At 56.9% G+C, this 5,383-nt stretch carries 3 rRNA genes; all 3 read right to left on the bottom strand.

The features are described from left to right. Window positions 1–7: 7 nt before the first annotated feature. Window positions 8–124: ribosomal RNA gene (gene rrf, locus ON20_RS05465) — 5S ribosomal RNA — on the bottom strand. Window positions 125–224: 100 nt separating this feature from the next. Continuing rightward, a 23S ribosomal RNA gene (locus tag ON20_RS05460) occupies window positions 225–3,327 on the bottom strand. Between the two features lie 329 nt (window positions 3,328–3,656). Then, window positions 3,657–5,175, bottom strand: a 16S ribosomal RNA gene (locus ON20_RS05455). The 16S, 23S and 5S rRNA genes sit together here, the layout of an rRNA operon. Window positions 5,176–5,383 lie beyond the last annotated feature (208 nt).

The following is a 5,383-nucleotide window of genomic DNA, read 5'->3' as shown; positions in this document are numbered from 1 at the left end:
AAGAATGTTCCGGCGGTGTCCTACTCTCCCACACCCTGTCGAGTGCAGTACCATCGGCGCTGGCAGGCTTAGCTTCCGGGTTCGGAATGGGACCGGGCGTTTCCCCACCGCTATAACCGCCGTAACTCTATGAAACTATCCACACCCAGCGCTCCCCCACCGGGGTGTGCTGCCTGTGGTGTGTGTTGTTTCAGATACCGCACAGTGGACGCGTAGCAATCTTCGTTGGTAAGCCCTCGGCCTATTAGTACCGGTCACCTCCACACGTTACCGTGCTTCCAGTTCCGGCCTATCAACCCCATGGTCTGTAGGGGGCCTTAACCACTCGAGGTGGTGGGAAACCTCATCTTGGAACAGGCTTCCCGCTTAGATGCTTTCAGCGGTTATCCCTTCCGAACGTAGCCAACCAGCCGTGCCCCTGGAGGGACAACTGGCACACCAGAGGTTCGTCCGTCCCGGTCCTCTCGTACTAGGGACAGCCTTCCTCAAGTTTCCAACGCGCGCGGCGGATAGAGACCGAACTGTCTCACGACGTTCTAAACCCAGCTCGCGTGCCGCTTTAATGGGCGAACAGCCCAACCCTTGGGACCTACTCCAGCCCCAGGATGCGACGAGCCGACATCGAGGTGCCAAACCATCCCGTCGATATGGACTCTTGGGGAAGATCAGCCTGTTATCCCCGGGGTACCTTTTATCCGTTGAGCGACACCGCTTCCACATGCCGGTGCCGGATCACTAGTCCCGACTTTCGTCCCTGCTCGACATGTCTGTCTCACAGTCAAGCTCCCTTGTGCACTTGCACTCGACACCTGATTGCCAACCAGGCTGAGGGAACCTTTGGGCGCCTCCGTTACATTTTGGGAGGCAACCGCCCCAGTTAAACTACCCACCAGGCACTGTCCCTGAACCGGATCACGGTCCGAGGTTAGAGGTCCAATACGACCAGAGTGGTATTTCAACGACGACTCCACGAACACTGGCGTGCCCGCTTCACAGTCTCCCACCTATCCTACACAAACCGTACCGAACACCAATACCAAGCTATAGTGAAGGTCCCGGGGTCTTTTCGTCCTGCCGCGCGTAACGAGCATCTTTACTCGTAATGCAATTTCGCCGAGTCTGTGGTGGAGACAGCAGAGAAGTCGTTACGCCATTCGTGCAGGTCGGAACTTACCCGACAAGGAATTTCGCTACCTTAGGATGGTTATAGTTACCACCGCCGTTTACCGGGGCTTAAATTCTCAGCTTCGCACCCGAAGGCGCTAACCGGTCCTCTTAACCTTCCGGCACCGGGCAGGCGTCAGTCCGTATACATCGTCTTACGACTTCGCACGGACCTGTGTTTTTAGTAAACAGTCGCTTCTCTCTGGTCTCTGCGACCCAACCCGGCTCGGAGAGTAAATCTCGTCACCGAATCGGGTCCCCCTTCTCCCGAAGTTACGGGGGCATTTTGCCGAGTTCCTTCACCACAGTTCTCTCGATCGCCTCGGTATTCTCTACCTGACCACCTGTGTCGGTTTGGGGTACGGGCCGTGTACCAACTCACTAGAGGCTTTTCTCGGCAGCATAGGATCACTGAATTCGCCTCAATCGGCTACGCATCACCTCTCAGGCACATGAGCGACGGATTTGCCTATCACTCGCCCTACAGGCTTACACCAGTATTACCACTGACTGGCCCAGCTACCTTCCTGCGTCACCCCATCGCTTGACTACTACAGCGAAGGTCCCGTGCAGCCGGATCCGGCTCCCCGAAGGGAGTCCATCACCATTTGGACGGTTAGTACCACTGCCTCGCCATTGGGCGCGGATACACGGGTACGGGAATATCAACCCGTTGTCCATCGACTACGCCTGTCGGCCTCGCCTTAGGTCCCGACTCACCCTGGGCGGATTAACCTGGCCCAGGAACCCTTGGTCATTCGGCGGACGAGTTTCTCACTCGTCTTTCGCTACTCATGCCTGCATTCTCACTCGCGCACCCTCCACACCTGGATCACTCCGGCGCTTCCCCGGATGCACGACGCTCCCCTACCCACCCCGACCACTGCCCCGAAGGGAATGTCATGTCGGAGTGCCGCGGCTTCGGCGGTGTACTTGAGCCCCGCTACATTGTCGGCGCAGGATCACTTGACCAGTGAGCTATTACGCACTCTTTCAAGGGTGGCTGCTTCTAAGCCAACCTCCTGGTTGTCTTCGCGACCCCACATCCTTTTCCACTTAGTACACGCTTAGGGGCCTTAGCCGGCGATCTGGGCTGTTTCCCTCTCGACTACGAAGCTTATCCCCCGCAGTCTCACTGCCACGCTCTCACACACCGGCATTCGGAGTTTGGCTGACTTCGGTAAGCTTGTGGGCCCCCTAGGCCATCCAGTAGCTCTACCTCCGGCGTGAAACACGTGACGCTGCACCTAAATGCATTTCGGGGAGAACCAGCTATCACGGAGTTTGATTGGCCTTTCACCCCTACCCACAGCTCATCCCCTCAGTTTTCAACCTAAGTGGGTTCGGGCCTCCACGACGTCTTACCGTCGCTTCACCCTGGCCATGGGTAGATCACTCCGCTTCGGGTCTAGAACACGCGACTGATGCGCCCTATTCGGACTCGCTTTCGCTACGGCTACCCCACACGGGTTAACCTCGCCACATGCCACTAACTCGCAGGCTCATTCTTCAAAAGGCACGCCATCACCGATAAAGGCTCTGACGGATTGTAAGCGCACGGTTTCAGGTACTATTTCACTCCCCTCCCGGGGTACTTTTCACCTTTCCCTCACGGTACTATTCCGCTATCGGTCACCAGGGAGTATTCAGGCTTACCGGGTGGTCCCGGCAGATTCACAGCAGATTTCACGGGCCCGCTGCTACTCGGGCACCCACTACAACAGAGAACATGTTTTCACCTACCGGACTCTCACCGTCTACGGTTGGCCATCCCAGACCAATTCGGCTAACACGAACTTTTCTGACTGTTGCTCGCCACGGCAGTGACAAGAAAGTGAGCCCCACAACCCCACACACGCAACGACTGCCGTCTCTCACACGCGCATGGTTTAGCCTCATCCGCTTTCGCTCGCCACTACTCACGGAATCACTCTTGTTTTCTCTTCCTGTGGGTACTGAGATGTTTCACTTCCCCACGTTCCCTCCACACACCCTATACATTCAGGTGCGGGTGACACGACATCACTCGTGCCGGGTTTCCCCATTCGGAAATCCTCGGATCACAGCTCGGTTGACAGCTCCCCGAGGCATATCGCAGCCTCCCACGTCCTTCATCGGCTCCTGGTGCCAAGGCATCCACCGAACGCTCTTACACACTTACAAACAAAGATGCTCGCGTCCACTGTGCAGTTCTCAAACAACACACAAGACCAACCCCTCACCAGCACCAGCCCGAGAAACCCCGGCGGTATGACTGAGAATCAGCCTCGTCGTATCTCTTGCCTGGAAAGAACGTCTGTTCTTTCAGGACCCAACAGTGTGTCGATATATCCACCGCTCCCCGACCACACAGGATCGGAAGACGACGCGATGAAGACTGTCAGCGTTCCACCCATGAGCAACCACCGAACCACGATCGGGTTCGTAATGGCCTCTGCCACCAGACGTTTACCGTCCAACCTGCGTTGGTGTCGGTGGAGAACGCTCCTTAGAAAGGAGGTGATCCAGCCGCACCTTCCGGTACGGCTACCTTGTTACGACTTCGTCCCAATCGCCGATCCCACCTTCGACGGCTCCCTCCCACAAGGGGTTAGGCCACCGGCTTCGGGTGTTACCGACTTTCATGACGTGACGGGCGGTGTGTACAAGGCCCGGGAACGTATTCACCGCAGCGTTGCTGATCTGCGATTACTAGCGACTCCAACTTCACGGGGTCGAGTTGCAGACCCCGATCCGAACTGAGACCGGCTTTAAGGGATTCGCTCCACCTCACGGTATCGCAGCCCTCTGTACCGGCCATTGTAGCATGTGTGAAGCCCTGGACATAAGGGGCATGATGACTTGACGTCGTCCCCACCTTCCTCCGAGTTGACCCCGGCAGTCTCTCACGAGTCCCCGCCATTACGCGCTGGCAACATAAGATAAGGGTTGCGCTCGTTGCGGGACTTAACCCAACATCTCACGACACGAGCTGACGACAGCCATGCACCACCTGTACACCGACCACAAGGGGGCCTACATCTCTGCAGGTTTCCGGTGTATGTCAAACCCAGGTAAGGTTCTTCGCGTTGCATCGAATTAATCCACATGCTCCGCCGCTTGTGCGGGCCCCCGTCAATTCCTTTGAGTTTTAGCCTTGCGGCCGTACTCCCCAGGCGGGGTACTTAATGCGTTAGCTACGGCACGGATCCCGTGGAAGGAAACCCACACCTAGTACCCACCGTTTACGGCGTGGACTACCAGGGTATCTAATCCTGTTCGCTACCCACGCTTTCGCTTCTCAGCGTCAGTTACTGCCCAGAGACCCGCCTTCGCCACCGGTGTTCCTCCTGATATCTGCGCATTTCACCGCTACACCAAGAATTCCAGTCTCCCCTGCAGTACTCAAGCCTGCCCGTATCGACCGCAAGCTCACAGTTGAGCTGTGAGTTTTCACGATCGACGCGACAAGCCGCCTACAAGCTCTTTACGCCCAGTAATTCCGGACAACGCTCGCACCCTACGTATTACCGCGGCTGCTGGCACGTAGTTGGCCGGTGCTTCTTCTACAGGTACCGTCACTTGCGCTTCGTCCCTGTCGAAAGAGGTTTACAACCCGAAGGCCGTCATCCCTCACGCGGCGTCGCTGCATCAGGCTTCCGCCCATTGTGCAATATTCCCCACTGCTGCCTCCCGTAGGAGTCTGGGCCGTGTCTCAGTCCCAGTGTGGCCGGTCGCCCTCTCAGGCCGGCTACCCGTCGTCGCCTTGGTAGGCCATTACCCCACCAACAAGCTGATAGGCCGCGGGCTCATCTCGCACCGATAAATCTTTCCACCCCCGGCCATGCGACCAGAAGTCATATCCGGTATTAGACCCAGTTTCCCAGGCTTATCCCAGAGTGCGAGGCAGATCACCCACGTGTTACTCACCCGTTCGCCGCTCGTGTACCCCGAAGGGCCTTACCGCTCGACTTGCATGTGTTAAGCACGCCGCCAGCGTTCGTCCTGAGCCAGGATCAAACTCTCCGTTGAAGACTCACAATCACACCCACCCAAAGCAGGCGCAATCAGAACAATCACTAGAGTCCGAAAACCCAGCAAAACAATCGCCAGCCGGAATTAAGCTGACATTCAAAAACATCCGATCCTCCACACGGGGGTATGAAGAACCGAAACCAAAAACATTTGGCACTGACATTCATCGACACACTATTGAGTTCTCAAAGAACAGGCGCACACA

This window comes from Nocardia brevicatena NBRC 12119, from assembly GCF_000308495.1.
Lineage (GTDB): Bacteria > Actinomycetota > Actinomycetes > Mycobacteriales > Mycobacteriaceae > Nocardia > Nocardia brevicatena.
Note: the sequence above shows the minus strand (reverse complement) of the source record. Positions and strands in the feature narration are given on the sequence as shown.